The organism is Polaromonas sp. Polasp52 (assembly GCF_059491565.1).
The window spans coordinates 3972589-3998048 of sequence record NZ_CP168513.1 but is presented as its reverse complement, the minus strand read 5'-3'; the positions used below and the strand labels follow the sequence as shown (position 1 = coordinate 3998048).

Sequence of the window (25460 nt, the reverse complement as noted above, 5' to 3'; positions counted from 1 at the left end):
TCACTGGGCGGCCTGCGGCGCACTGGCGTGCGCCCCGGAAACCGTCGCCCGGCCGCCCGCCGGGATACGCCGGATTTCACCCGCCAGCGCGGCCGGGTACAAATGCTCGCGGATAAAAGTCGCGTCGCGTCGCACCGCCTCGGCGGCCTCGGCATAGCCGAAAAACTCCAGGTAGTCCGGCGCCTGCTGGATCAGCATTTCAAAGCCGGGCTGGGCCACCAGCCCGCGGCCGCGCACCGCGCGCACCAGCGGTGTGGGCTGGTTTTTCATGAGGATGTCGACCACGGCCGCATGCGGCGCCAGGCGCGACACATCGCAGGGCAGCGGGTCGGCGGCCTGCAGGCCCAGCGGCGAAGCATTGACGACCAGGTCGTAGCCCGAAGGATCGCTGCCGGCGGCAGCCAGCATCAGCGTGCCCGCGGCCTGTGGCGCCGAGGCGATGCGCGACGCGATCGCCAGGGCCTTGCCCGGCACCGGGTCGTAGAGCGCGATCTCGGCCGGGGCGCGGCTGCCGGCAATCGCCAGCGAGGCGGCAATCGCCGAAGCGCCGCCGCCGGCGCCCAGCACCAGCACGCGCTTGCCGGTGTAGGCCACGCCGAAGTAGTCGAGCGAAGAGACAAAACCCTTGCCGTCGAACAGCCCGCCTTCGAGTTTGCCGTCCGGGTTGCGGCGTATGCCGTTGACGGCGCCGGCCACGCGGCCGTAGTCATTGCAGTGCGACAGCAGGCCCATGACCAGCGACTTGTGGGGAATGGCCAGGAACATGCCCTTGATGTTCTTTGCCAGAAAGGCCGAGCGCACAAAAGTCTCGATGTCGCCGGCCGCCACATGCACGGGCACCAGCACGGCATTGATGCCCAGGGTTCTGAAGATCAGGTTGAAGACATCCGGTGCCCGGACCTGCTCCACCGGATCGCCGGGAATCAGGTAGACATCGGTATTGCCCTGGACGGTTGGAAGCATGTCGAAGTTCGCCTTGTTAATTCGCCGATTGTTCGATGATCGATTAATCAGCGCTTGATGGCCTGAACTTTATAGACCGATAGGGCTACTTCAAAGGAATATCCTTGATATTTGAGCGATCATCGATCAATAATGATCGACAATCGACCGAAACAAGGGTTTGACCTATGACCACCCCCAATGCCTCCCCGCAGTCCGAAGCCCTGCAGGCGCCCAACCCACCCGCGCTCGACAAGCGCGACTGGATCGCCGGCCTGGAAAAAGGCCTGGGCATTATTGAATGTTTCGACGATGCCAACCCCCGCCTGACGGCCAGCCAGGCCGGCGTGCGCTGCGGCATGACACGCACCGCGGCGCGCCGCTACCTGCTGACGCTGGAACACCTGGGTTATGTGGCCGGCGACGGCAAGCTGTTCTGGCTCACGCCGCGCGTGCTCAGGCTGGGCCAGTCCTACCTCGAATCAGCCCGGCTGCCGCGCATCGTCCAGCCCTTTTTGCAGCGCGTGACCGCCGGCACCCAGGAAAGCGCGTATGTCAGCGTGATGGACGGCGACGACATCGTCTACATCGCGCGCAACGGCTCCAGCCGCGCGATGAACACCGGCTATGTGCTGGGCTCGCGCGTGCAGGCCCAGGTCACGGCGGCGGGTTTGCTGATGCTGTCCATGCGCGAGCCCGCCTGGCTGGAAAAATGGCTGGACAGCCACGAACTCAAGGCCTACACCTCCTACACCATCGCCAGCAAGGACCGCCTGCGCATAGAACTGGCCCGCGTGCGCGCCCAGGGCTGGGCGATTTCCGAGCAGCAGCTGGAGTTGAATTACCGCGGTATCGCGGTGCCGCTGCGCGACCGGCACGGCGACGTGGCGGGCGCGCTCAGCGTGACCATGCCCATGGGGCATGAGTCGAGTGAGGAGGCGGTGGGGAGGGTTTTGTCTGTCTTGCGCGAGACGGCGCAGGCCATGAGGAATCTGATTTAGCTTTCCGGTCGCTGGTCGGGATGGGATTGTCTTTGGTCGGGTCCTATCCCAGACTCGAATGAATCATCTCCCTGACCCTGGGATAAATCTGCTGGTTCCATTTGCGGCCGCTGAACACGCCGTAATGCCCCACGCCCGTCTGCACATGGTGCGTCTTCATATAAGGCCGTATGCCGGTGCAAAGGTCCTGCGCCGCCACCGTCTGCCCGACTGAGCAGATGTCGTCGCGCTCGCCTTCGACCGTCATCAGCGCGGTGCGCCGGATCGCGGCGGGTTTGACGAGGCGGCCGCGGTAGCTGAGCTTGCCCAGCGGCAGGTCGTAGGTCTGGAACACCTTCTCGACGGTCTCCAGGTAGAACTCGGCGGGCAGGTCGTTGACGGCCAGGTATTCGTCGTAGAACACGCGGATGATGTTGGCTTTTTCCACGTCGCCGTCCAGCAGGTGCTGGTACATGTCCTGGAAAGATTTTTTGTGGCGGTCCAGGTTCATGCTCAGGAAGGCGCTGAGCTGCACAAAGCCCGGGTAGACGCGCCGCATATAGCCGGCGTGCGGCAGCGGCACGTGGCTGATCAGATTTTTCTCGAACCACTCAATCGGCTTGCTGGTGGCGAGCGTGTTGACGCCGGTCGGGTTCACGCGGCAATCCACCGGCCCGGCCATCAGGGTCAGGCTGCGCGGCTGGGCCGGGTCGTCGTCTTCGGCCATGATGGCCGCGGCCGCCAGCGCCGCCACGCAGGGCTGGCACACCGCCACCACGTGGGTGCCGGGGCCTATGGCCTGGGTGAAGCGGATCATGTGGTCGATGTAGTCGTCCAGCGCGAAGGGCCCGTGGCGTAGGGCGACGTCGCGCGCGTTGTGCCAGTCGGTGATGTAGACGTCGTGGTCCTGCAGCAGCGTGCGCACGGTCTCGCGCAGCAGCGTCGCGAAGTGGCCCGACAGCGGGGCCACCAGCAGCACCGGCGGCTGGTAAGGCAAATCGGCCGGCGCCTCTTTTTTAAAGCGCAGCAGGGTGCCGAAAGGCATGCTGAGCACGGCCTCCTCGGTGACGGCAAGTTCGCGCTCACCCACCTTCACCGAGCTGATGCCGTAAGCCGGGCGTGAATGCGTCAGGCGCAGCCGCGAAAACACCTCCATGGACGCCGACAGCTTGCGCAGCAGGCTGCCTTCGGTTTTGCCCAGCCAGAGGGCCGCGCTGCCACCCTGCGCCAGCAGGCGAAGCGGGGACAGCAGGTCGGACTGGAGCTGGTAGGCCTGGTAAAGCATGGGTTTCCTGGCGGGGTTCGGGCTTGTGGCCCAGGTAGCCGGCATGCAGGCAAGTTACGGGCCAGTCGCCGCCGCAGGCCCCGCGCGCTGGCACAGGGCTTGCGGAGTGTTGCCGGCCCCGGGCAGTGGGGGCCAACTTTGCGGTTCAAGGAGCAATCTCATGGCCAAGGCCGTCCTGACGATCAGCAGCAAAAACTACGGCGCCTGGGCGCTGCGCGGCTGGCTGCTGGCGAAATTTGCCGGGCTGGAATTTACCGAAAAAGTGATCCCGCCTGACGATCCGGCCATGAAGGCCGAGATGCTGCTGCTCTCGTCCAGCATGCTGGTGCCCTCGCTGCAGCACAACGGCGTCAAGGTCTGGGACACGCTGGCGATTGCCGAATACCTCAATGAAATCAAGCCCAAGGCGCAGCTGCTGCCGGCGGACATCAAGCTGCGCGCGCACTGCCGGGCGGTCTGCGGCGAAATGCATTCGGGCTTTGCCTCGCTGCGCGCCGCGCTGCCCATGAACCTCAAGGCCCATTTCCCGAACTTCAAGGTCTGGTCCCGCGCACAGGCCGACATAGACCGCGTGCTGGAGATCTGGAAGGAATGCCTGGGCTCCTATGGCGGCCCCTACCTGTTCGGCAAGCAACTGTCGGTGGCTGACGCCATGTACGCGCCGGTGGTCACGCGGTTTTTGACTTATGACGTGGCGCTGGACAAGGCCTGCACGGCCTATTGCAAGCGCATCATGGAGCTGCCGGCGATGAAGGAGTGGGTGGCCGAGGCGAAGAAGGAGCCTGACGACATTGATGAACTCGATGCGGAGTTTTGAACACCCCCGTCCAGGCTCACTGCTTAGTTAAGCTCCCCCCGTCCAAGCTCACTGCGTGTAGCTTGTTCCCCCCTCAAGGGGGCGGCGCCTGCGGTCTGGCAAAGCCAGTCCCGCGGCCCCTGCTCGTGAAATATCTCCCTCGGATTCTGCGAACTGAACTCTTAAACCCAGCATGAGCCGTGGAACCGGCTTTGCCGGGCCACAGGCGGGCGGCCCCCTCGGGGGGCAGGGAGCTACACGCAGTGAGCGACCGTGGGGGCCTTTATTTCCATGGAGTGGGGGGCGGGATTTCGCAGACTGGGTCGACATCAATCGACTTGAAATCCGCCGGCCCGACGATTTCCAGGTATTCCATGTCGGGTGAATAGTCGAACAGGAAGTGTTTGATGCCCGGGCGCTGGTGCACCACGTCACCGGCCTCGACCAGGGTTTCCTTGTCTTCGTACATAAAGCGCGCCCAGCCCTTGACCATGATGACGATCTGGAAATCCGCCTCATGACGGTGCCAGCCCGTGCCCGTTTCCGGTGCCATGTTCGCCTTGACAAGGTGCGCGATCACCCGGCCGTCGGTGGCGTCGGCAATGCCGAGGTCGCGGTACAGAAAGAAGTCGCGCAAACCGCCGGAGACAAACTGCGTGTCGCCGGGCTTGACATGGGAAAACTTGGTCGCGCTGCGGTCAAGCATGGGGTGCTCCTGTTCCACCAAGACATCCAACTCGGGATTGGTGCAATGCAGCAAGCAGGAAGTGTTCCAGACTGTGTGCGGCAGGCGCCACAACCCTGGCTGAAAAGGCAGGCTCGTAAAGATGATGGCTTGGTGTGAAGCTATAGTCCAACAAGGCTAAACCCTGTACCCGTTCGACTCAAAAAGCAGGGGGACCGCAAAGTCAGGTGCGGGATCGCAGAGTTTTATCACTGTATGAATTTGCAGCTCATTGCCTTGAAACCCAACATGCAAGCGACTTACAGGAATTTTTTGATGGCCAGATTAGATTGCGGTTGCCGAGTTATGCCGCGGGTTTTGCGGCATGTATTAAGTTAGGTCCAGGATGAAACTCCGCCTCTTCTTCGCCCTCGTCGCTATCAGTCTCTATGCGGCCCCAGTCACGGCAACTGAGCCCTCGAAGCAGTTACCCAATCCGTTTCCCGGCTTACGCACCCAAGTCATTCAAGAGAACACAGGCCAAGCAACTCAACAGATCTCGTACGACCCAGCGCTCGCGCAATTGCTCACGGGATCTTGCGATTTCAAATACAACACGCAGGGCATCGGTGGCATCGACATCTCTCGGCTGCTTAGCGTACGCCTCGATAGGACCTCCCAGACGAGGTACATAGTTTGCTTTGACCCTGGAGCAAGCAATGATCCGACGTTTGTCATTGTCGATAACACGACAAGCAAGCCGCTCGGTGTTGTAGACGCCGATCACCTGCTGCTGCCTGGCAACGGCTTCATCTACGCAATGGGGCGTACGAACAAACTGCATATCGAGCGCCGCAAGTTCGCTATACGAGACGCCAAGGTTGTCGAGGTCAAGCAGCCATTCCTCTACGTGGGGCTTGAATCAAAAGCCAATGCTTCAATTGTGCTCACCAGCTCTAAGGGGGGCTCCGACGTTGTTGCCTCAGTCCCGAAGGGTGAGCGCCTCACGGTAGTTATTAGTGATGAGGACTGGCTACTCATCAAAACAAACTTCGGGCTGGCTGGATGGTTTAAGACCGCAGGTAACCGCGAGTCCCCGGAGATTGAAGGAATTTACTTTGACGGGGACTGAGAACCTAACCTTTTCATCGAGTGAATGCCTTTCAGCAAGCTTCACTTGCCTCCACGTGCCGCTTGTGTCGAACGTTAGGCAGGAAGACTTCTCGCACCAATAATGAAACTTGTAGCCTCAGCTGTCTTTGGTACGGTTAGACAACCGAATAGTTTTGATGATCTGGTTAAAGCCATAAGCCAGGGATCTCTTGCCAACAGCAGTTTCATAACCAGGATGTGGCGAGGTCAGGGAAATATCAACTGGCAGGTGCATAGTTCGGGCTATAGGAGAGTCCTACCTAAAAATGATCGAGCACTGGCCGCATATGAGGACCGCTTACTGAAGCAAGCCACCCACAAGGGCTATCGATTCCTGAACGGGCGTGAGCTAACCGATATGGAGCTACTTGCCAGATTGCAACACCATGGCGCTGCAACCAGGCTGATTGACGCCAGTAGAAACGCCCTTGTCGCGCTTTGGTTTTGCTGCGTCTCTGAGCCAAGGGAAACCGGCGTACTCATCGGGGTACACACCAACCACCTTGGTGGCTACGAAGGAGAGACTGAAGACCGTTCTTACAAAGAGGTAGTGAAAGGCTTGGAGGGCATGTCCTACCCCATGACATGGGAACCACCTTCAATCACGGCTCGTATCGCAGCCCAGCACTCTCAATTTTTATACAGCGAAGTCAAAGATGACAAGTGGGGTAGTTTGTCCTTGCCCACTGAACCGGACGTGACCACTTTCTTTGCCATCACGCCCGAGCTAAAGGAGAGTTTCTTGAGGATATTGCAGGAGGCTTTTGACATAAGACACCTGACACTATTTCCAGATTTCGACGGCTTCGGACTGGCAAATAGTCACGAGAAGAATGAGTTCTACAACGACCGATGGTGACAGGCCTAACCCTCCTTTCAAGTGGACCTGCCAACGGCGGTCCGCTTAAGTCGAACGTTAGAAACCCAGTATCTCCATATCCTCGGCTATGCCAGAACTTTGCTCAGTCACGAGCCGGCTTAATCTATTGGCAACCCCTCAGCCCCCTCTGGGATAATCCCCCCATGAGCGGAAATACCCTAGGAACCCTATTCGCAGTCACCAATTTCGGTGAATCCCACGGCCCGGCCATTGGCTGCGTGATTGACGGCTGCCCGCCGGGCATGGAATTGAGCGAGGCCGACATCCAGGCCGACCTGGATCGCCGCCGCCCCGGCACCAGCCGCCACGTGACGCAGCGCAACGAGCCCGATGCCGTCGAGATCCTCTCCGGCGTCTACCAGGGCAAAACCACCGGCACGCCGATCTGCCTGCTGATACGCAACACCGACCAGCGCAGCAAGGACTACAGCAACATCCTGGAAACCTTCCGCCCCGGCCATGCCGACTACAGCTACCTGCACAAATACGGCCTGCGCGACCCGCGCGGCGGCGGCCGCTCGTCGGCCCGGCTGACGGCGCCCACGGTGGCGGCCGGCGCCGTCGCCAAAAAATGGCTGGCCGAAAAGTACGGCACGGTGTTTCGCGGCTGCATGACGCAGGTCGGTGATGAGGTTATCCCCTTTGAATCCTGGGAGCATGTGCCCAACAACCCTTTCTTTGCGCCTGTGGCCGACGTCTCGAAACTGGAAGACTATATGGACGCCTTGCGCAAGGCCGGCGACTCCTGCGGCGCGCGCATACGCGTGACGGCCTCGGGTGTGCCGGTGGGCCTGGGCGAGCCGCTGTATGACAAGCTGGACGCCGACATCGCCTTTGCCATGATGGGAATCAATGCGGTCAAGGGCGTGGAAATCGGCGCGGGTTTCGCGAGCGTCACGCAGCGCGGCACCACGCACGGCGATTCGCTGACGCCCGAAGGCTTTCTGTCCAACAACGCCGGCGGCGTGCTGGGCGGCATCAGCACCGGCCAGGACCTGGAAGTGTCGATCGCGATCAAGCCCACCAGCTCCATCATCACGCCGCGCCAGTCAATCGACACGGCCGGCAACCCGGCCGAGGTGGTGACCAAGGGCCGCCACGACCCCTGCGTGGGCATACGCGCCACGCCGATTGCCGAAGCGCTGCTGGCGCTGGTGGTGATGGAACATGCGCTGCGCCAGCGGGCGCAAAACGCCGATGTTGTTGTCACGACGCCCAACATCAGCCGGGCAAAACCGAGCTAGCCTTTTTTAAGGCTCAGGCGGCGCCGAGCGGAACGGGTTAAAGCCCGTGATCAGCGCGGTGGCCGACAGCACAAGAATGCAGCCGGGCAGCATGCTGGCCGTGACCGGCTCCCCGAGGAACAGCCCGCCCCAGGTCACGCCGAACAGCGGGATCATGAAGGCCGCCGAAGTGGTGGCGCTCGCCGGGATTTCGCGCATCAGCCGCATGCTGATCCAGTACATAAAGCCCGAGGTCAGCGTACCCAGCACCGTGACCGCCGCCACCGCGCCGGGCGTCAGGACGGCCGCAGGCGCGGCAATGCCGCCCGGCACGATCAGGATCAGCGCCCCGGTGACATGTACCACCGCCGACGAAGGCAGCGGCGAATAGGCCATGGTCGCGCGTTTCATCTGGATGGCGCCAAAACCGTAGCTGGCCGAAGCCACTACACAAGCCAGTGCCGCCAGAATCACCGTGGGTGTCACCGCCACAGGCCCCAGCTGCACCAGCAGCGCCACGCCCGCAAAACCGACAGCGCAACCCAGGAGGCGCACCCGCGTGAGCTTCTCTTCCCCAGCCAGCGCAGCCGCCATCACGCCGAAAAGCGGCGCCGTGGCATTGAGCACCGCCGAGTAACCCGAAGGAATGATCAGCGCCGCCCAGTTGAACAGCACAAACGGAATCACCACCGACAACAGGCCCACCAGCGTCAGCTGCGGCCAGGCACTGCGCGGCGGCCAGCGGTCGCGCAGCGTGCTCATCAGCAGGCTGAGCACAATGGCCGCCAAAGTGCAGCGGGTGGCCGCCACCACCCAGGGGCCCAGGGCCGGGCTCGCAATACGAAGAAGGGGAAATGATGCGCCCCAGAGGGCGGACATCGCGATGAGCTGGAGAAAGTGTCGGGTTTGCATGAAACGCCGCACGGGCGGCAATGGAGGCGGCGTTGTGGAGGGGTTTGGTTAATTGTGCAAGATTCGGGTGGAAATTGCAGATGGGGCCGGATGTTGCTCCGGCTTACCGTCCCTTCCTGCTCCACGCCACCAATCCCCCAATCACCCCCATCACCAACACCAAGCCCAAAATCACCCCCCGTCCCTCCATTACCCCGGCAAACACTCCCACCAGCATCCCGGCCAAGGGCTGCGACAGGTTGTTGAACATCACGATCACGCCGGTGGTCTTGCCCAGGTCCTTGGGCGGGATGAGCTTTTGCCGCAGGCTGCGGATGTAGACGTTGAACATCTTGTCAAAGCCGATCACCAGCAAAAACCCGGCGGTGTAAACCCAGAAGTTGCCGGCCAGCCCCGTCAGCAGCCCGCCGGCCAGCATCACGGTGTAGGACACCAGGCCCAGAGTGCGCAGCGGCAGCACGGTGCGGGCAATCACCAGCAGGATGATCACGGTGGCCACGGCGCCTGCGGTTTGCAGCACGGCATAATCGCCGGCCGAGCGCTGCAGCAGGCCGGTCACCATGGCGGCCGAGGTGGCGAGGGTGACGCCTATCACCAGGTTGACGCCCGCCGCCAGGGCAATCACCTGCTTCAAGCCCGGCAGATGCAGCACCTGCGACAGGGCGATGCGTATGGGCGCGGTCCAGTGGCCGGGGGCCGGCTCGGGCGCGGCCAGGGTGACGGCGCTTTGGCGCTGCCACCAGGTCACGGCGCCGTCGGCGATGAGGAAAAATACCGCGGTCGCCCCGACCACCATGGGCCAGGGCATCCAGCGCAGCAGCAGCGAAGCCAGCAAAGGACCCAGCACCATGCCGAGCTGGTCGGCGAGCTGCGCATGGGCCAGCACTTTTTCAAAACGCTGCTGGCGAAAGATTTGCGGCAGCATGACCTCACGGGCCATCAGGCCCTGGGTGGTCAGCACGCCGCAGACGGCCGACAGCGCGATCAGCCAGCCGACGCCGCCGGCCCACTGGAAGGCGATGACGCCAGCAATACACACCAGCGCGCGGTACAGCTGGCTGATGCGCAGCAGCTTGAGCGGCGAGACGCGGTCGCACAGCGCGCCGCAGACCGGGAAGGCCAGAAAGCGCGGAAGGGTCTCAAGGGTGAAAGCGATGCCCGACCAGGCGACACTGCCGGTGGTCTCGAACACCACCAGGGGCACGAGGAACAGCAGGATCTGGTCGGCCAGCCGGGAGAAAAACAGCGAGGCATAAAACAGCAGCCCGCCGGCGTCACGCTTGTCGCTCACCCCTGCCCTCGCTTGCGCCCTGCGTGCCTTGCGCACCGGGCCGTTGTTGTTTCAGGAATTGGCGGCCCGGCACGCTGCCGGGTGCCGGCTTTTTAATTGTGGTCGGCGGCGTCCTCGGCCGGCCAGTCGCGGATATAGGCCTTGAGCATCTTGTTTTCAAAATTCTGGCTGTCGACCACGGCCTTGGCCACGTCGTAAAGGCTGATCACGCCCATCAGCACTTTCTGGTTCATCACGGGCATGTAGCGCGCGTGGCGCTCCAGCATCATGCGGCGGACTTCGTCGAGTTCGGTTTCAGAGGTGCAGGTGAGCGGATGGTCGTCCATGGCGGTGCGCACCAGCGTGGCACCGATCTCGCCGCCGTTCTTGACGATGTAGACGATGACCTCGCGAAAGGTCAGCATGCCGACCAGGTCGCCGTGCTCCATGACCACCAGCGAGCCTATGTCTTTGTCGGCCATGACCTGCGCCGCCTTGGCCAGGGGTTCGTCGGGCTGGACGGTGTAAAGCGTGTTGCCTTTGACACGCAGTATGTCTAGAACCTTCATGGCGATCTCCTCGGTTGTGCTGCCAACATGCCCTCATTGTCCCACCGCAGCGCGACGGGAGGAGGAATTCAGTTTAAATATAGCCCACAATCAAACGGCTGGTTGCAACAATTTCCCCGCGCACCGCCCCTTTTTTTCTGACTGGAGACAAACCATGCCCGGTTATTCCGATCCCGGCTTCGACACCCTCGCGCTGCATGCGGGCGCCGCGCCCGACCCGACCACCGGCGCGCGCGCCGTGCCGATTCACCTGACCACCTCCTTCGTCTTCGAATCCAGCGACCACGCGGCCAGCCTGTTTAACCTGGAGCGCGCGGGCCACGTCTATTCGCGCATCAGCAACCCGACCAACGCTGTGCTGGAGCAGCGCGTGTCGGCGCTGGAAGGCGGCATAGGCGCGATCGCCACCGCCAGCGGCCAGGCCGCGCTGCACCTGTCCATCGCCACGCTGATGGGGGCCGGCTCCCACATCGTGGCCTCGACGGCGCTCTACGGCGGCAGCCAGAACCTGCTGCACTACACCATGCGCCGCTTCGGGATCGACACCACCTTCGTCAAGCCCGGCGACATCGACGGCTGGCGCGCGGCCGTGCGGCCCAACACCAAGCTGTTTTTCGGCGAAACCGTGGGTAACCCGGGGCTGGACGTGCTGGACATCCCGGCAGTGTCGGCCCTGGCCCATGAGGCGGGCGTGCCGCTGCTGGTGGATTCCACCCTGACCTCGCCCTGGCTGGTCAAGCCTTTTGAGCACGGCGCCGACCTGGTCTACCACTCGGCCACCAAGTTCCTGAGCGGCCACGGCACCGTCATAGGCGGCGTCGTGGTGGACGGCGGCAGCTTCGACTGGGAAAAATCCGGAAAATTCGCCGAACTGACCGAAGCCTACGACGGCTTTCACAACATGGTGTTCAGCGAGGAAAGCACGGTGGGCGCCTTTTTGCTGCGCGCGCGGCGCGAAGGCCTGCGCGACTTCGGCGCCTGCATGAGCCCGCACACGGCCTGGCTGATCCTGCAGGGCATAGAAACCCTGCCGCTGCGCATGGCGCGGCACATGGGCAATACCGAAAAAGTGGTCGAATTCCTGGCCAGCCACCCGCTGGTGTCGCGTGTAGGCCATCCCCTGCTCGACACCCATCCCAGCCACGCGCTGGCCAAAAAACTGCTGCCGCGCGGCGCGGGCTCGGTGTTCAGCTTCGACATCAAGGGCAACCGCGCCCAGGGCAAGGCCTTTATCGAGGCGCTCAAGGTCTTCAGCCACCTGGCCAATGTCGGCGACTGCCGCAGCCTGGTCATCCACCCGGCCAGCACCACCCACTTTCGCATGACCGACGAGGCGCTGGCGGCCGGCGGCATCACGCAGGGCACGATACGCCTGTCCATAGGCCTGGAAGACCCGGACGACCTGATCGACGACCTCAAGCGCGCCCTCAAGGCCGCCGAAAAAGCGGCAGCGAAAGCGGAGGCCTGAGCATGTACCTCGACGTCATGGGCCATAAAACCTATTGCTACACCGGCGGCAAGCCTTTTGAGGCCGCCAAGCCGACCGTGGTGTTTATCCACGGCGTGCTCAATGACCACAGCATCTGGATTCTGCAAACGCGCTATTTCGCGCACCATGGGTTCAACGTGCTGGCACCGGACCTGCCCGGCCACTGCAAAAGCGAAGGCGAACCGCCCCGGTCGGTGGAGGAAGCGGCTGCCTTCATCATCGGCCTGCTCGACGCGGCCGGCGTGAAAACCGCCACGCTGGCAGGCCACAGCTTTGGCTCGCTCACGGCCCTGCATGCGGCATCCATCGCGCCTCAGCGGGTGGCGCGCCTGGCCTTGCTGGGCACCGCCGCCCCGATGAAGGTTTCACCCGCGTTGCTGGACAGCGCGCTGAACCAGCCGATGAAGGCCATCGATATGGTGAACACCTTCTCGCATTCCATGCTGGCGCCGCCGCCCTCGGCGCTGGGCCCGGGCACCTGGCTGTACGGAGGCTCCAAAGCCCTGATGCGGCGGGTGCTGGCCAGCAACACCCAGGTCAACCTGTTTCACCGCGGCTTCAAAGCCTGCGACGACTACACGGCCGGTGAAGCCGCCATGGACAAGGTGCAGTGCCCGGTGCTGTTCATCCTCGGCAAAGGCGATTCCATGACCTTGCCCAAAATGGCGGCACCGCTGCAGGCCATGGCGAAAAATGGCAAAACCGTGCTGCTGCAAGCCGGCCACCAGATGATGACCGAGGCACCCGAAGAGGTGCTGTTCGCGATCCGCGATTTCCTCCAGGCCCCTTCGGCCTGACGCAACGGATGGCAAGCCCCCTCCTCATCCCCACACTCGCGCAGGCGGTGGAGCATGTGCTCGCCACGGTGGAGGGTGACATCGTGCTCGGGCTGCCGCTGGGCATAGGCAAGCCCAATCCCTTTGTGAACCTGCTCTACCGCCGCATCAAGGCCATGGGCGGCGAGCCGAATCCCCGGCGCCTGAAGATCATCACCGCGCTGTCGCTGGAAAAACCCGAAGGCAAAAGCGAGCTGGAGCAGAACTTTCTCGCGCCGCTGGTCGAGCGCGTGTTCAAGGACTATCCCGATCTTGATTATGTGAAAGACCTGCGCGCGGGCTTGCTGCCGCCGCACATCGAAGTCTGCGAGTTCTTCTTCAAGACCGGCGACTACCTCGGCAACGGCCGCGCGCAGCAGGCCTACATCGCCACCAACTACACCTTTGTCGCCCGCGACATGGGGGTGCTGGGCGTGAACGTGATCGCGCAGGCTGTCGCCGCACATGAAAACAACGGCGAAAGCAACGGTGAACCCGCGCTGTCCCTGGGCAGCAACCCCGACGTGACTTTTGAGCTCGCCGAGCGCCAGGCCGCGCAAGGCAAGCCGCTGCTCAAGGTCGGTGTGGTCAACCGCCAGATGCCCTTTATGCCCAAGCATGCGGTGGCGCCGCCCGGCTTTTTTGACGTGCTGGTGACGGATGCGGAGGCCACGCACACCCTGTTTGCGCCGCCCAACAACAAGGTCGGCACGGCCGACTACGCCATCGGCCTGCATGCCGCCAGCCTGGTGGCCGATGGCGGCACGCTGCAGATCGGCATAGGCGCGCTGGGCGACGCCATCGCCCAGGCGCTGATCGTTCGGGACCGCCACAACGACGGCTACCGCCGCATCATGGCGGCCTTGTGCCCGGACGGCCTGCAGGGCCGCGAGCTGGGCGGGTTTGAGCAAGGCCTGTATGCCTGCTCGGAGATGTTCGTCAACGGGCTGCTCAGGCTGATTGAAGCCGGCATTGTGCGGCGCGAGGTGTTTGACGACGTGGCCTTGCAGAACCTGGTCAACCAAGGCCGGGCGCCGGGCCTGGCGGTCAGCACCGACCTGCTGGCCGCCTTGGTCGATGCCGGGCGGATCGGTTCCGCGCTGAGCGCCGACGACCTGGCATTCCTGCAGCGCTTTGGCGTCCTCAACGGGCAGATTCGCTTTGCCCAGGACGGCGCGCTCGACGTGGCCGGCACGCGCATAGACAACCGGCTCGGGGACCCCGCCGTGCGCATCGCCTTGCAAGACGCCGGCGGGCTGGGCACGCGCCTGGCGGGCGGTGTGGTCCTGCATGGCGGCTTCTTCCTCGGCCCCACCGATTTTTACGAGCACTTGCGCGCCATGCCCACCGAGGCGCTGGCCAAGATCGACATGACGCGCATCGCTTTCATCAACCAGCTCCAGGGCCAAAGCCGCCTCAAGCAGGCCCAGCGCACCCAGGGCCGCTTCATGAACACCACCATGATGGTCACGCTGCTGGGCGCGGCGGTGTCCGATGGACTGGAGTCGGGCCAGGTTGTCTCGGGCGTGGGCGGGCAATACAACTTTGTGGCCATGGCGCACGCGCTGCCCGATGCGCGCTCCATCCTGATGCTGCGCGCCACCTACGAGCACAAAGACGGCGTGCGCAGCACCCTGGTGTGGAACTATGCGTACGAAACCATCCCGCGCCACCTGCGCGACGTGGTCATCACCGAATACGGCGTGGCCGACCTGCGCGCCCAGCCCGACGGCGAAGTCATCAAACGGCTGATCGCGATTGCCGACTCGCGCTTTCAGGAGGGTCTTGTCGCGCAGGCCAAGGCCGCCGGCAAGCTGGACGCCGATTACGAAGTGCCAGCGCAGCATCGCCAGAACCTGCCCGAGGTGCTGCGCGCCCGGATGCAGCCCTGGAGCGGTTCGGCGCTGCTGCCCGACTTCCCCTTCGGCACCGACCTGACGGCCGACGAGTTGCGCATCGTCGGCGCGCTCAGGCAAATGCAGCACGCCAGCCAGCACCCGGCCGAGCTGCTGGCCATGCTGGCCAAAAGCCTGTGGGCGGACCGCGAAGCGCCGCCCGCCTACCTGCAGCGGCTGGGCCTGGACGAGGCCACGAGCTTGCGCAAGATGCTGATGCGGAAACTGTTTGCCGGGAACCTTTAACGGGTTTCACCATGACTGACGCATTGCCCTTTGCCATCACCCCGGCCATGCCAGCCGCCCGCGCGATGGAGATCGCGGCCGGCTTGGACCTGCGCGCCCTGCCCGCGGACTTCTATGCCAACCCCTACCCGGTGTACGCAGCGCTGAGAGAACACGAGCCGATACGCCGCATGCCCGACGGCTCCTTCTTCCTGACCCGCCACGCCGACCTGGTGGCCGTCTACCGCGATGCGCAGATTTTCAGCTCCGACAAAAAAGTAGAGTTCGAGCCCAAGTACGGCGCGGCCTCGGCGCTGTTTGAGCACCACACCACCAGCCTGGTATTCAACGACCCGCCGCTGCACACCCGCGTGCGCAAGCTCATCATGGGCGCGCTGACGCGGCGTGCGATTGCCGACATGGAGCCCGGCCTGGTGACGCTGGTCGATGGCCTGCTCGATGGCATCGCGGCCAAGGGCGGCGGCGACCTGGTGGAAGACTTCGCCTCGGCCATTCCGGTGGAGATTATCGGCAACCTGCTGGGCGTGCCGCATGCCGACCGCGCACCGCTGCGCGGCTGGTCGCTGGCGATACTGGGCGCGCTGGAGCCCAGGCTCACGCCGGAGCAGGAGGCCCTGGGCAACCGCAGCGTGCGCGAGTTCACGGCCTACCTGCGGGACCTGATGGCCGACAGGCGCCGCCGCCCGGGCGACCCCGAGCACGACGTGCTGACGCGGCTGATAGGCGGCGAGACGGCCACGGACAAACTCAGCGAAACCGAGCTGCTGCAGAACTGCGTGTTCATCCTCAACGCCGGCCACGAGACCACCACCAACCTGATAGGCAATGCGCTGGTGGCGCTGCAGGAGCGGCCGGCGGCGCTGGCCGGCCTGCTGCCCCGCGTGCAGGCACTGGCGCATGACGCGCAGGGGCTTGAGGCGCTGCTGGCGCCGGCCGTCGATGAGTTCCTGCGTTTTGAGTCGTCCAACCAGTTCAGCAACCGGCGCGCGCTGGCCGATGCGACCATTGGCGGCGTTGAGCTACCTGCCGGCAGCCTGCTGACGCTGTGCATAGGCGCGGCGAACCGCGACCCGGCCCAGTTTGCGCGGCCCGATGAGCTGGACCTGGCGCGCCGGGACAACCGCCACCTGGCCTTTGGCTTCGGCATTCACCAGTGCGCCGGGCTCAGCCTGGCGCGGCTCGAGGGCCGCATCGCGATTGGCCGTTTTCTCCAGCGTTTTCCGGATTACCGGTTAAGCGCCAGCCCCACGCGCGGCGGCCGTGCGCGTTTCAGGGGCTTCCTCAAGGCGCCGTTTTCCGTCGCCTAGCCGGCCCTGACCCAGTGCCGGGGCGCCGCCGCCAGGCCCCGCAGCAAGGCCTGGGTAGAAAGCGAATGGGGCGTGGCGGGCTGGCCCGGCTGCGCCAGTGAATCGAGCAGGCGCGCGAGGGTTTGCGCTTGCGGCATCAGCGGCCCCAGAAAACGCGTGCCGCCCGCATCGGCGACCAGCAGTGTGGGAAAGGTCTCCACGTCGATGTCGCCGACCAGTTCGGCCTCGTCCTCGATGTCCAGCCAGGCAAAGCGGCTGCCCGGATACCGCGCCGCCACCTGCGCGAAAACTTCAGCGTAGTCGCGGCACAGGCCGCACCAGTCAGCGCACAGGCAGACCACCCAGTTCACGGGAAGCTCCGGCGAGCTGGAGGGCGCCGCTGGCGGCGTTGTAGGGAGGGTCATGCGGGGGAGAAAGCAAGGATTGACTATTATGGCCAGGCCCGCAAAATGGTGAGCGGCACGGGGCTATCACGACGGTGGCCCGGTGCAGGAGACACACCACCATGAATGCCACGCCCAGCGACGCCGTGCAAGGCGGCCAGTCCACGACATCCCTCAGCCCGCCCGTCGACCCGCGCAGCTTCGACTCCTTCGCGAGCTTTTACCCGTTCTACCTGGGCGAGCACCGCAACCCGATTTGCCGGCGCCTGCATTTTGTGGGCTCCAGCCTCACGCTGCTGTGCCTGGCGGCCTTGGTGGCCACGCGCAACCCGTGGTGGCTATTGGCCGGGCTGCTGTGCGGTTACGGCTTCGCCTGGATAGGCCACTTCGGCTTTGAAAAGAACAAACCCGCGTCCTTCAAGCGGCCGCTTTACAGTTTTATGGGCGACTGGGTCATGTACCGCGATATGTGGGTACAGGCCTTCAAGCGCCTGAAGAACACGTAAAAAGGCACTTAAAGGCGGCGTGGGTGAAGGCGGCGGCTAATGCGGGCCCTGGGGCTGGAAGATGCTGGCCTTGAGCGCCTTCAGGCAGGCCGCGCCGGCGTGCAGCGCGGCTTCATGGGTGGGATAGGGATGGTCTGAGCCTTCGATACGGACATCGGCGCCGCGCTCATCGGTGGACAGCTGGGTGACCACCCAATAAAACAGGCCGGCCGAGGGTTCCTTGACACGGACCGCGAGCGGCCCGGGCTGCAGGGGAAGCATGGGGGGCATGGCGCTCATAAAGTCCTCCCCAGCTCATTGCTCACGTCCTTGGCGGCGGGGCCGACCTCGGCCACGGCCACGCGCAATTCCAGTTCACTGCAGGCCAGCGCAGCGACCCAGTAGTTCAGGGAGGCTTCCTGGTTGATGTCGATAGGCTCGTTTTTCAGGGACGCATCGGCGATCAGATAAGCAGGTGGTGTCACGGTTTTCTCCGGCTGGGGTTGAGGGATGCGGAGAATCTTGGCCCGTGCCGCGCCTGCGCCTTGTAAGAATCCGACCCGCCCGCTTGAAGTCACGGCCGAACAAAAGCAACGAAACGTGGCGGAGGTGACGAAGGCTTAACAACCTTGACAAAAGCTTGACGCTTTTAAAACCTGAGCTTATGAGCTTCTGCCCGAACCAGGGCGAACAGCCTCAAGCAGTTTTGCACCACCTTACGCGCCGCCAGGCTCGCCTTCCACACGTATGCCAAGCTGCTTGATCTTGACGCGCTGCTCCACGGCGTGGCTCCACTGCTCGAAGTCTTCGTTGGTGGGCGCGGGGCCGCTGCCGGTCTGGTAGGCCCACATCTTGGCGGTCAGCTCTTCATAAATCTGCTTGGCATCGCGCTGCGCCTGCCGCTCCTGGGCGATGGCGCCGTCAAGCTTTTCCCGGGCATTGGTTTTTGCTGGCATCTTTCTGTGCATTGAAAAACAAGGGGGTTTGATTTTGTTACGGCGCCTTGTCGCGAACAAGAATTCCCCTGGCGGTTTATCGGTTTTTCCGGGGTGAAGCGGCGCCTTACAGCGCGTCGCGCAGCCGCAGCTCGGGCCAGCGGGCTTTTCGCCACAGGCCCTGCACCGCCTCGGCCTTGTCGAGCAGCAGCTCCTGCATCAGCGGCTCCAGGGGCGTGGCATCGGCGTCGGCCAGCAGCAGGAAGCGGGCCTCGTCCTCGCCTTCCGACTCGTTGAGCTGGCCCACCCAGTCCAACGCCACCAGGGTTTCCAGCACCGGCTCGAGTTGCAGCCCGTCCACCTGGAGCCGCTCGGCCAGCTGCGAGGCGCTCAGGCCTTTTCGCGGCGTCGACAGCGCCTGGTGCAGTTGCTGCAGCACTTCGATGGCGAGCTGGAAGTACCAGCCGTGCGCGCTGCCGCGGCGCGCCACGCCGGCCAGCAGGCTGGGCAGGTAGGCGGCGATCACCGCGCCCATCAGCACGATGACCCAGGAGACGTAAATCCACACCAGCAGGATAGGCAGAGTCGCGAAGGCGCCATAGACCAGCGAATAAGTGGGCACCGCGCCCAGGTAAAGGCTGAGCGCGCGCTTGGCCACCTCGATGCCGGCAGCGACGAACAGCCCCCCCGCCCAGGCGTGCGACCATTTCACAAAGGTGTTGGGCACATAGCGGTACATCGCCGCCATGCCGCCGGCCACCAGGAAAAACTGCAGGACGCTGAGCAGGAAACGCAGGCTGACCGGCAAGGCGCCCACCAGGCCGCCCGAGGCCGACAGCACATAGGAGGTGACCGCCAGGCTGGCCGCCAGCAAGAGCGGCCCCAAGGTGATGGCGGCCCAATAGATCAGTACCCGCTGGGCCAGCGAGCGCGCCTTCTTGACGCGCCAGATGCCGTTCAGGGTGCGGTCTATGGTGAGGATCAGCGCGATGGCCGTGACCAGCAGCACGGCCAGGCCGGCAATGCCCAGCTTGTTGGCCTGGCGGCTGAACTGCGTGAGGTAGCCCAGCACCTGGCGCGCGATGTTGTCGGGGATCAGGCTCTGCACCAGCCAGGCCTGCAGCGCGCCCTGCAGCTTCGAAAACATCGGGAAGGCCGTAAAAATCGCCAGCGCCACGGTGAAAAAAGGCACGAGCGCGATCGAGGTGGTAAAGGTCAGGCTGCTGGCCGTCAGGCCCATGTGGTCTTCGCGGAAACGGTCGCGCAGGGTCAGCGCCGTGCCGCGCCACGGAAAGCGCGACAGGTCGGCCAGGAGGTCCTGCAGGTATTGCTGGAATTTCATCCCCGGTATCATGCCATTGAGATTTGGACGAAGATGAACAAAACAGAGCAAATAGACCTTACCCGCCGCCTGGCGCTGGCCAGCCTGCTGGGCCTCATCGTGCTGGGCCTGGCCTGGGAAATGTGGCTGGCGCCCCTGCGGCCGGGCGGCTCGCTGCTGGCGCTCAAGGTGCTGCCGCTGTGCATACCCCTGGCCGGCATCCTGAAAAACCGCATGTACACCTACCGCTGGCTCAGCCTGCTGGTGTGGCTGTATTTCACCGAGGGCGTGGTGCGAGCCTGGAGCGACCGCGCGCCGGGCAACTACCTGGGCCTCATTGAAGTCCTGCTGTGCCTGACGCTGTTTGCCGCCTGCGCGCTGCATGTGCGCGTGCGCCTGAAAAATACCCCGGTCCCCTCAACCCCCTAACCTGAAACCAACACCGTGAGCACGCACAACCCCCTGATTGAATCCCTGCGCCAGATCGTAGGCGTGGCCAATGTCCTGACCGACGGCGACCTGACGCCCTGGGTGCAGGACTGGCGCAAGCGCGAAACCGGCAAAGCCCTGGCCGTGGTGCGTCCTGGCTCCACGCAGGAAGTCGCGGCCGTGGTGAAAGCCTGCGCCGCGGCCCGCGTGAGCATCGTGCCGCAAGGCGGCAATACCGGCATGGTGGTGGGATCGACACCGGACGCCAGCGGCACGCAGGTCGTGCTGAGCCTGACGCGCATGAACAAGGTGCGCACGCTGGACGCCGGCAACCTGACCATCACGGTCGATGCCGGCTGCGTGCTGCAAAACCTGCAGGAAGCCTGTGAAAAAGCCGGTTTCCTGTTTCCCCTGAGCCTGGCCTCGGAGGGCAGTTGCACCATAGGCGGCAATCTGGGTACCAACGCCGGCGGCACCCAGGTCGTGCGCTACGGCAACACGCGTGACCTCTGCCTGGGGCTGGAAGTCGTGAATGCGCAGGGTGAGATCTGGGACGGCCTCACGGGCCTGCGCAAAGACAACACCGGCTACGACCTGCGCCACCTGTTCATAGGCAGCGAAGGCACGCTGGGCGTGATCACCGGCGCGACCATGAAGCTGTACCCCATGCCCAAGTCCCAGCTCACCGCCTTTGCCGCCGTGCCTTCGCTGGAGGCCGCCGTGCAGTTGCTGGGCCTGGCGCATGAACACCTGGGCTCGGGCCTGACCGGTTTTGAGGTCATGGGCCAGTTCGCGCTCGGCCTGGTGGCCAAACATTTCCCGCAGCAGCGCGTGCCCTTCTGGCAGGAGCACGCCTGGTGCGTGGTGCTGGAGAACTCGGACAACGAATCGGAAACCCATGCGCGTGAATGTTTCGAGCGCCTGCTCGAGGCCGCCATGGAGGCCGGCTGCGTGGCCGACGCCGTGGTCGCCGAAAGCATGGCGCAGGCCCACGCGCTGTGGCACATCCGTGAAAGCATCCCGATGGCGCAGGCCGAAGAGGGCCTGAACATCAAGCACGACATCTCGATCAATGTGTCGCGCATCCCGGAGTTCGTGGCTGAAACCAATGCGCTGCTGCTGGAGCGTTTTCCGGGTGCGCGCATGGTCGTCTACGGCCACCTGGGCGACGGCAACCTGCACTACAACGTGCAGGCGCCGGAGAATGAAGACCAGGCGCGCTTCCTCAACGAAAAAGAGAGCCCCATGAATGCCCTGGTCTACGAAGCCGTGGACCGCTACCGGGGCTCGATCTCGGCCGAACACGGTGTCGGCAGCCTCAAGGTGGACACCCTGCCCAAGCACAAATCAGCCGTGGCGCTGGACATGATGCGCGCCATCAAACAGGGCCTGGATCCCCATAACCTGATGAACCCCGGACGGGTGCTGCAGACAGAATAAGGCACGCGCCGATGCATAGATCGCTCCTTGCCCTGCTCGCACTCGGCAGCTTGGCCGGGATGGCGGGCGCCACGTCGCCGGCGCCACCACAGCCCCCGCCCCCAGGCCCACGTGAATGCATCGATACACCGGCGCCTGACGTGAAACACCTTGCTGCCGACACGCTGCCCGTGCACCGCGCGCTGGCGGCTCACCTGCTGCAGAGCCGCGAACCGTCGTTCTCGTGTGAATCGGCCAGCTTCCGCTACGAAGGCGTAGCGGTGTCAAAGGACGAGATTCGCGTGCAGTCCCGCCACCGGAAGACAGGGAAACTGCACGCGGAGGTGACCTATGGAAAACACTACAACATAGGGAGCCTGCGCAAGCACGGCGAGGTGCAGGCTTTCGGGCCGCGTGGCCAGAAGCTGTTCACCGAGTACCACTGCTTCGGTTTCGCCGTGGGCTTCCACAGCTACTACGACGCCACGGGAAAGCTGGCAGGCGTAGCCGACCACACGAACAGCGACTACCGCCACGAAACTCAACCCTCTGGAGGTCACCGCGTGACGCGAGACCGGCAGACGGAGCAGTGGCAGCAGTTTGTACAGTTCCGTGAGGTCTTCACCGTGGCCACGACCGGCAGGCAACGCGTGGAGTTCGGGGGCAACACCATCTTCGGCCAGCATTGGAGATTGCTTGATCCCGCCACTGCCGTTCGTACGTGGACTGCGCCGGGGCCGCAGGGCACTGTCCGGGATCCCAATCGCCCCCAAACGACTGCGGAACTCGTCAACGTACCGTTCGAATACCAGCCATTCTGGGAACTCTATGTGCGCAAGGCGAACGGAGTACCCGCGCCTGAACCAGTACCCGCGTACACGCGTGAAGTGTTGCAATGTCCCTGGATCTCTCAGGCGATGTCGCTTGCCTCCACCGACTCTCGCTTCGCCTTTCCGTCAGTGCCGTCTAGTCCTGGCCCCGATCGCGTCGCAAGTCGGCGCACGACGTACCTGCGCTGCCTGGAATCGCCCAGTGCCGAATGCTTGCTCGACTTCGCGATGGAACGGGCGCGCGAAGCAGACTCGAATCGCGGCACCTTCTTGGTGGGACTAGCGGTCGCATCGCTCGCGATGAAGCAACCCCATTGGGCATCGGAAGCCCTCGCAGACCTGCGTTCGACTGCCGGAAACTATTCGGAACCCAACCCCTACCTGGCGCCGTGGGCCGCCTTGAACGCTGCCGCGGCACGCCAGTCGGGTCGCGAAGCCGATGCGCTCCAATCTGCGGAGCAAGCCGTATGGCAGGCCGGGGGAACGCCAGCCGGGTATCGAAGCGAGAATCTGTTGCGCGGCACGGTATCGGCCGCCCAGGTTCTGGCAGAAAACGGCTTTGTGGAACACGCCAACCGCATCCGTCTGCAATTGCTTGCACGTAACGCGCGCCACGCCGAGGCGCTACTGCTGCCGGTCGCCCTGGCGTATGCGCGTGCTGGCGCCTCTGCGCCAGCGCGCGCCTTGGCGGGCGAGCAGCGTCGACACGCCCAGGTCGCACCCGCAACGGCTACCACGCCCCTCACGCAGCAGCCTGATGAAATGGAATTTGAGTTTGCAGCACGCAAACGGAGTTACGACGACGCCATAGTGCGCATTGGCGCTGGCCCCAACGCAAAGCCTGCTGCTGCAGCGTGCGCGGCGGCTCGTGAAAGCGCACAACGGTTGCGAGAGGGCGACGCCACGGTTTTGACCTTCTCCACGGCGGCGGATGCCGGTGTCCGTCTTGCGCAGTGTGACGACACGGCGGGAGCGATCACCCTCGTGCGCGAGGCCCTGCGCCTCGCGGACGCCGAGCCCGTCTGCCGCGGTGACATGTGCTGGGGCTTCCCGGGCAAAGCCCGGCAGGAGGTAGTGCTGAAGGTGATCGAAGCCCGTCAGCTTCAGTTGCTTGAGGACGGAAGCGTTGCAGGACTGTCCACATCGGCGAAAATTGCCTACGCTGGCGGGCTAGCGCGCCAAGGAAAGCCGGAACAAGCACAGGCAAGCCTGGATGCCATACGCGGCATCGACGGAGCTCCTGCAGCTGCTCTGGCCACGGCCCTACTCGAAATCGCCGTCGCGCGCGGCCGCACCGAGGCCATTGCCACAGCGAGTCGTGATGCGTTGAGAACGGCAACCGGTCTGGATCGAAGCACCTCGAGAGCCGAGGCATTGATGGCCTTGGGCCGTGTGCATGCCAATCGCAACGCGTGTACGGACGCACTTTTCGTTTTCGGACTGGGACGATCCACACTCGTACAAGCTCTCGCCGGCAAGTTGGCTCCGATAGAACGCAACGCCCACTATCACCTGCTGGGCGAGTTGGCGGTGAGCTACGCGCAGTGCGGCAGCCCCGAGGAAGCTCAGGCAACGTTATCCATCCTCAGCGCGCCGTTCGCGGTCTCATGGCCAGCACAATCGGCGAACGACATAGATGCGATTGAACTGGAGATCGCGCTTCACGACGCTCGGGCGGGCAACGCGACAGAAGCGCTGCAGAAGATCAAAACGCTGCGACCATCCCCGGCTCGTTTCGCGGCGCTGGCGGAACTGGATCGCGCTATCGGCGATATCGCCGCAGAAAAGTCGGCTGTGACACAGCTTGCCGCTGCCGACTTTCTGCTGCTGGAGCAATACTTCCTGACGGCAGCCACAAGTGCCGAGCGGCGCGCCCTGCTGGGGCACGCTGCACATCTGGTGCGGTCCCATCGTGCCGCACCTTGGGCCCCCGATGCGCTGGCGCAATTGACGACGCTGGCGAGGTCCCTGGAAGCTTCTGCCTGGCGCGCACGCGCCTTGTGCGATGCAGGCAGTGCCGCTACCGCTTTAAGTGACGCCGGAAGCACCGCATTGTTCGACGAAGCATCGCGAGCTATGCGCGCTCCGCGGCCGGTGACATTTCCGCTTGATCCCCAACCGTACGGCGCATGCGCGTATTGGCTGCGTGAGGCAGGGCAAGTGGAACAAGCGCGCGCCGCAGAGAACTTGCTGATGGTCGATCTGCGGCGACGCGCGACAGAAACCGCCGGCATTTTAGACCGCGGCGACACCGGCACGCTGATAAACTTGGCGATCGCTTTCCATGAAGCCTTGAAGGGCGAACTGCTAGTGGACTGGCCTCTGCGCGGCCGACCCTGAGCGCAGCGAATAAAATCGCCGTAACGCCTCACCGGACTCCCCATGATCGTCTCCCGCCCCATACGCTCCCAATACGAAGATTTCATGCGCCATGTGGACACGCACGGCGTCTTCAAGGCCGACCGCACCGGCACCGGCACCAAAAGCGTGTTCGGCCACCAGATGCGCTTTGACCTGAACGAGGGCTTTCCGCTGGTGACCACCAAGAAGGTGCACCTGAAATCCATCGTCCACGAGCTGCTGTGGTTTTTGCAGGGCTCCAGCGACAACAACTGGCTCAAGGAACGCGGCGTCACCATCTGGGACGAATGGGCGCGGCCTGACGGCGACCTGGGCCCGGTCTACGGCGTGCAGTGGCGCAGCTGGCCCACACCCGACGGCGGCCACATCGACCAGATCAGCGAAGTCATCAAGACGCTCAAGACCAACCCCGATTCGCGCCGCATCATCGTGAGCGCCTGGAATGTGGCCGACCTGTCCAAGATGGCGCTGATGCCCTGCCACGCGTTTTTCCAGTTCTACGTGGCGCCCTCCGAGGTGCAGGGCCAGCCCGGCAAGCTGAGCTGCCAGCTCTACCAGCGCAGCGCCGACATCTTCCTGGGCGTGCCCTTCAACATCGCCAGCTACGCCCTGCTGACCCACATGGTGGCGCAGCAGTGCGACCTGGGCGTGGGCGACTTCATCTGGACCGGCGGCGACTGCCACATCTACAGCAACCACCATGAGCAGGTCGCGCTGCAGCTGAGCCGCCAGCCCTTCCCCTACCCGACGCTGCAGATCAAGCGCAAGCCCGAATCGATCTTCGACTACCAGTTTGAAGACTTCGAGTTCCTGGACTATCAGCACCACGAGGCGATCAAAGCGCCGGTGGCTGTTTAGCTCGGGATCCAGGC

The 25460-nt window shown here is 64.0% G+C and carries 25 protein-coding genes; 14 read left to right on the top strand and 11 right to left on the bottom strand.

Annotation, left to right across the window (positions count from 1 at the left end; all coding sequences use genetic code 11):
* Positions 1 to 963 (bottom strand): shikimate dehydrogenase family protein, encoded by a 963-nt coding sequence (locus tag ACEN9P_RS18735; RefSeq protein WP_495620115.1) that lies wholly within the window; start codon positions 961 to 963, stop codon positions 1 to 3.
* A gap of 167 nt (positions 964 to 1130) precedes the next feature.
* Between ACEN9P_RS18735 and ACEN9P_RS18730 the strand changes: the two genes are divergently transcribed.
* Positions 1131 to 1943, top strand: a complete 813-nt coding sequence (locus ACEN9P_RS18730) for an IclR family transcriptional regulator domain-containing protein (protein WP_495620114.1) — start codon at positions 1131 to 1133, stop codon at positions 1941 to 1943.
* 43 nt (positions 1944 to 1986) lie between these two features.
* Here ACEN9P_RS18730 and ACEN9P_RS18725 read toward each other — a convergent pair whose 3' ends face one another.
* Positions 1987 to 3207 (bottom strand): polyhydroxyalkanoate depolymerase, encoded by a 1221-nt coding sequence (locus tag ACEN9P_RS18725; protein WP_495620113.1) that lies wholly within the window; start codon positions 3205 to 3207, stop codon positions 1987 to 1989.
* Positions 3208 to 3367: 160 nt separating this feature from the next.
* Here ACEN9P_RS18725 and ACEN9P_RS18720 point away from each other — a divergent pair, with 160 nt between their 5' ends.
* Positions 3368 to 4024: a glutathione S-transferase gene (locus tag ACEN9P_RS18720; RefSeq protein ID WP_477660836.1), complete on the top strand. Its 657-nt coding sequence runs from the start codon at positions 3368 to 3370 to the stop codon at positions 4022 to 4024.
* Between the two features lie 262 nt (positions 4025 to 4286).
* On the opposite strand, the gene ACEN9P_RS18715 is transcribed toward ACEN9P_RS18720, so the two are convergent.
* Positions 4287 to 4709, bottom strand: a complete 423-nt coding sequence (locus ACEN9P_RS18715; protein WP_495620112.1) for a cupin domain-containing protein — start codon at positions 4707 to 4709, stop codon at positions 4287 to 4289.
* Between the two features lie 364 nt (positions 4710 to 5073).
* On the opposite strand from ACEN9P_RS18715, the gene ACEN9P_RS18710 reads away from it, so the two are divergent.
* The 3 genes from ACEN9P_RS18710 to aroC all read left to right on the top strand — a co-directional run bounded on the left by ACEN9P_RS18710 (position 5074) and on the right by aroC (position 7943).
* Positions 5074 to 5799, top strand: a complete 726-nt coding sequence (locus ACEN9P_RS18710; RefSeq protein ID WP_495620111.1) for a hypothetical protein — start codon at positions 5074 to 5076, stop codon at positions 5797 to 5799.
* A gap of 102 nt (positions 5800 to 5901) precedes the next feature.
* Positions 5902 to 6678 (top strand): FRG domain-containing protein, encoded by a 777-nt coding sequence (locus tag ACEN9P_RS18705; protein ID WP_495620110.1) that lies wholly within the window; start codon positions 5902 to 5904, stop codon positions 6676 to 6678.
* 164 nt (positions 6679 to 6842) lie between these two features.
* Entirely contained in the window at positions 6843 to 7943 is a 1101-nt protein-coding gene (gene aroC / locus ACEN9P_RS18700) for a chorismate synthase (protein WP_477713104.1), read from the top strand.
* A 6-nt stretch (positions 7944 to 7949) separates the two neighbouring features.
* Here the strand turns inward: aroC and ACEN9P_RS18695 are convergent, their stop codons facing one another.
* The 3 genes from ACEN9P_RS18695 to ACEN9P_RS18685 form a co-directional block, all read right to left on the bottom strand.
* Entirely contained in the window at positions 7950 to 8834 is an 885-nt protein-coding gene (locus ACEN9P_RS18695; RefSeq protein ID WP_477660829.1) for a DMT family transporter, read from the bottom strand.
* A 103-nt stretch (positions 8835 to 8937) separates the two neighbouring features.
* Positions 8938 to 10125, bottom strand: a complete 1188-nt coding sequence (locus ACEN9P_RS18690) for an MFS transporter (protein WP_495620109.1) — start codon at positions 10123 to 10125, stop codon at positions 8938 to 8940.
* Positions 10126 to 10217: 92 nt separating this feature from the next.
* Positions 10218 to 10673 (bottom strand): CBS domain-containing protein, encoded by a 456-nt coding sequence (locus ACEN9P_RS18685; RefSeq protein ID WP_477660827.1) that lies wholly within the window; start codon positions 10671 to 10673, stop codon positions 10218 to 10220.
* A gap of 154 nt (positions 10674 to 10827) precedes the next feature.
* Between ACEN9P_RS18685 and ACEN9P_RS18680 the strand changes: the two genes are divergently transcribed.
* Genes ACEN9P_RS18680 through ACEN9P_RS18665 form a run of 4 tightly spaced genes read left to right on the top strand, consistent with a single transcriptional unit; the run spans position 10828 to position 16425 of the window.
* On the top strand, positions 10828 to 12141 hold the full coding sequence (locus tag ACEN9P_RS18680; RefSeq protein WP_495620108.1) for an O-acetylhomoserine aminocarboxypropyltransferase: 1314 nt from the start codon (positions 10828 to 10830) through the stop codon (positions 12139 to 12141).
* Positions 12142 to 12143: 2 nt separating this feature from the next.
* On the top strand, positions 12144 to 12959 hold the full coding sequence (locus ACEN9P_RS18675) for an alpha/beta fold hydrolase (protein ID WP_495620107.1): 816 nt from the start codon (positions 12144 to 12146) through the stop codon (positions 12957 to 12959).
* 8 nt (positions 12960 to 12967) lie between these two features.
* Positions 12968 to 15118: an acetyl-CoA hydrolase/transferase C-terminal domain-containing protein gene (locus ACEN9P_RS18670; protein WP_495620106.1), complete on the top strand. Its 2151-nt coding sequence runs from the start codon at positions 12968 to 12970 to the stop codon at positions 15116 to 15118.
* A gap of 11 nt (positions 15119 to 15129) precedes the next feature.
* Entirely contained in the window at positions 15130 to 16425 is a 1296-nt protein-coding gene (locus tag ACEN9P_RS18665) for a cytochrome P450 (protein WP_495620105.1), read from the top strand.
* On the opposite strand, the gene ACEN9P_RS18660 is transcribed toward ACEN9P_RS18665, so the two are convergent.
* On the bottom strand, positions 16422 to 16829 hold the full coding sequence (locus ACEN9P_RS18660; RefSeq protein ID WP_495620104.1) for a thioredoxin family protein: 408 nt from the start codon (positions 16827 to 16829) through the stop codon (positions 16422 to 16424). The genes ACEN9P_RS18665 and ACEN9P_RS18660 overlap by 4 nt on opposite strands.
* Before the next feature lie 101 nt (positions 16830 to 16930).
* On the opposite strand from ACEN9P_RS18660, the gene ACEN9P_RS18655 reads away from it, so the two are divergent.
* Positions 16931 to 17314 (top strand): Mpo1-like protein, encoded by a 384-nt coding sequence (locus ACEN9P_RS18655; protein WP_477660821.1) that lies wholly within the window; start codon positions 16931 to 16933, stop codon positions 17312 to 17314.
* 36 nt (positions 17315 to 17350) lie between these two features.
* On the opposite strand, the gene ACEN9P_RS18650 is transcribed toward ACEN9P_RS18655, so the two are convergent.
* From ACEN9P_RS18650 to ACEN9P_RS18635, 4 genes are all read right to left on the bottom strand, one after another.
* Positions 17351 to 17593 carry a hypothetical protein gene (locus ACEN9P_RS18650; RefSeq protein ID WP_477660820.1) on the bottom strand — a complete coding sequence of 81 codons (243 nt, stop codon included), beginning with the start codon at positions 17591 to 17593 and terminating at the stop codon, positions 17351 to 17353.
* Complete coding sequence (locus ACEN9P_RS18645) at positions 17590 to 17778, bottom strand: DUF3606 domain-containing protein (protein WP_477660819.1); 189 nt, start codon at positions 17776 to 17778, stop codon at positions 17590 to 17592. Before ACEN9P_RS18645 ends, ACEN9P_RS18650 begins: the two co-directional genes overlap by 4 nt.
* 231 nt (positions 17779 to 18009) lie before the next feature.
* Complete coding sequence (locus ACEN9P_RS18640) at positions 18010 to 18249, bottom strand: hypothetical protein (RefSeq protein WP_495620103.1); 240 nt, start codon at positions 18247 to 18249, stop codon at positions 18010 to 18012.
* Between the two features lie 106 nt (positions 18250 to 18355).
* Entirely contained in the window at positions 18356 to 19570 is a 1215-nt protein-coding gene (locus tag ACEN9P_RS18635) for a YihY family inner membrane protein (RefSeq protein WP_495620102.1), read from the bottom strand.
* 33 nt (positions 19571 to 19603) lie between these two features.
* Between ACEN9P_RS18635 and ACEN9P_RS18630 the strand changes: the two genes are divergently transcribed.
* The 4 genes from ACEN9P_RS18630 to ACEN9P_RS18615 all read left to right on the top strand — a co-directional run bounded on the left by ACEN9P_RS18630 (position 19604) and on the right by ACEN9P_RS18615 (position 25446).
* Positions 19604 to 19978: a DUF2069 domain-containing protein gene (locus tag ACEN9P_RS18630; RefSeq protein ID WP_477660816.1), complete on the top strand. Its 375-nt coding sequence runs from the start codon at positions 19604 to 19606 to the stop codon at positions 19976 to 19978.
* Positions 19979 to 19993: 15 nt separating this feature from the next.
* Entirely contained in the window at positions 19994 to 21418 is a 1425-nt protein-coding gene (locus ACEN9P_RS18625) for an FAD-binding oxidoreductase (RefSeq protein ID WP_477660815.1), read from the top strand.
* A 140-nt stretch (positions 21419 to 21558) separates the two neighbouring features.
* Entirely contained in the window at positions 21559 to 24567 is a 3009-nt protein-coding gene (locus ACEN9P_RS18620) for a hypothetical protein (RefSeq protein WP_477660814.1), read from the top strand.
* A gap of 42 nt (positions 24568 to 24609) precedes the next feature.
* Positions 24610 to 25446 (top strand): thymidylate synthase, encoded by an 837-nt coding sequence (locus ACEN9P_RS18615; RefSeq protein WP_477660813.1) that lies wholly within the window; start codon positions 24610 to 24612, stop codon positions 25444 to 25446.
* Positions 25447 to 25460 lie beyond the last annotated feature (14 nt).

Coding starts and splice junctions, on each gene's coding strand:
- ACEN9P_RS18735 (WP_495620115.1), bottom strand. CDS start 963: ATGCTTCCAACCGTCCAGGGCAATACCGATGTCTACCTGATTCCCGGC.
- ACEN9P_RS18730 (WP_495620114.1), top strand. CDS start 1,131: ATGACCACCCCCAATGCCTCCCCGCAGTCCGAAGCCCTGCAGGCGCCC.
- ACEN9P_RS18725 (WP_495620113.1), bottom strand. CDS start 3,207: ATGCTTTACCAGGCCTACCAGCTCCAGTCCGACCTGCTGTCCCCGCTT.
- ACEN9P_RS18720 (WP_477660836.1), top strand. CDS start 3,368: ATGGCCAAGGCCGTCCTGACGATCAGCAGCAAAAACTACGGCGCCTGG.
- ACEN9P_RS18715 (WP_495620112.1), bottom strand. CDS start 4,709: ATGCTTGACCGCAGCGCGACCAAGTTTTCCCATGTCAAGCCCGGCGAC.
- ACEN9P_RS18710 (WP_495620111.1), top strand. CDS start 5,074: ATGAAACTCCGCCTCTTCTTCGCCCTCGTCGCTATCAGTCTCTATGCG.
- ACEN9P_RS18705 (WP_495620110.1), top strand. CDS start 5,902: ATGAAACTTGTAGCCTCAGCTGTCTTTGGTACGGTTAGACAACCGAAT.
- aroC (WP_477713104.1), top strand. CDS start 6,843: ATGAGCGGAAATACCCTAGGAACCCTATTCGCAGTCACCAATTTCGGT.
- ACEN9P_RS18695 (WP_477660829.1), bottom strand. CDS start 8,834: ATGCAAACCCGACACTTTCTCCAGCTCATCGCGATGTCCGCCCTCTGG.
- ACEN9P_RS18685 (WP_477660827.1), bottom strand. CDS start 10,673: ATGAAGGTTCTAGACATACTGCGTGTCAAAGGCAACACGCTTTACACC.
- ACEN9P_RS18680 (WP_495620108.1), top strand. CDS start 10,828: ATGCCCGGTTATTCCGATCCCGGCTTCGACACCCTCGCGCTGCATGCG.
- ACEN9P_RS18675 (WP_495620107.1), top strand. CDS start 12,144: ATGTACCTCGACGTCATGGGCCATAAAACCTATTGCTACACCGGCGGC.
- ACEN9P_RS18670 (WP_495620106.1), top strand. CDS start 12,968: ATGGCAAGCCCCCTCCTCATCCCCACACTCGCGCAGGCGGTGGAGCAT.
- ACEN9P_RS18665 (WP_495620105.1), top strand. CDS start 15,130: ATGACTGACGCATTGCCCTTTGCCATCACCCCGGCCATGCCAGCCGCC.
- ACEN9P_RS18660 (WP_495620104.1), bottom strand. CDS start 16,829: ATGACCCTCCCTACAACGCCGCCAGCGGCGCCCTCCAGCTCGCCGGAG.
- ACEN9P_RS18655 (WP_477660821.1), top strand. CDS start 16,931: ATGAATGCCACGCCCAGCGACGCCGTGCAAGGCGGCCAGTCCACGACA.
- ACEN9P_RS18650 (WP_477660820.1), bottom strand. CDS start 17,593: ATGAGCGCCATGCCCCCCATGCTTCCCCTGCAGCCCGGGCCGCTCGCG.
- ACEN9P_RS18640 (WP_495620103.1), bottom strand. CDS start 18,249: ATGCCAGCAAAAACCAATGCCCGGGAAAAGCTTGACGGCGCCATCGCC.
- ACEN9P_RS18635 (WP_495620102.1), bottom strand. CDS start 19,570: ATGAAATTCCAGCAATACCTGCAGGACCTCCTGGCCGACCTGTCGCGC.
- ACEN9P_RS18630 (WP_477660816.1), top strand. CDS start 19,604: ATGAACAAAACAGAGCAAATAGACCTTACCCGCCGCCTGGCGCTGGCC.
- ACEN9P_RS18615 (WP_477660813.1), top strand. CDS start 24,610: ATGATCGTCTCCCGCCCCATACGCTCCCAATACGAAGATTTCATGCGC.